At 46.4% G+C, this 384-nt stretch carries 1 rRNA gene; it reads left to right on the forward strand.

What is annotated here, in order from left to right:
- Nucleotides 1-289: 289 nt before the first annotated feature.
- Nucleotides 290-384: ribosomal RNA gene (rrf, locus tag PV403_RS25005) — 5S ribosomal RNA — on the forward strand; the annotation flags it as partial.

Here is a 384-nt window from a genome sequence, read left to right on the forward strand (position 1 = left end):
GAGCTGACCAGTACTAATCGGTCGAGGGCTTATCCTACAAGCTTTCTGAAGGAAAGCTACTTCGAAAGCATATGCTATAAATCGCAAAGATTGTTTCGTATCTAGTTTTCAGGGAGCAAATCCTTGAGGAAAACCAAACGCTTGTTTCTTGATTCACACTTTCGTGTTGAACCCAAGCAAACGCGAAGAGCGAATGAATTTTCCGAAGATTTTAAGCTGCATGTCCTTTCTATGGACTGATATTTTGCTGGTGAGTGTTCACTGAAGATATCACAGCGCAAAAATCATGTTTGGTGGCGATAGCGGAGGGGTTCCACACGTACCCATCCCGAACACGACCGTTAAGCCCTCCAGCGCCGATGGTACTTGGACCGCAGGGTCCTG

The organism is Paenibacillus sp. GYB006, from assembly GCF_036577645.1.
GTDB lineage: Bacteria > Bacillota > Bacilli > Paenibacillales > Paenibacillaceae > Paenibacillus.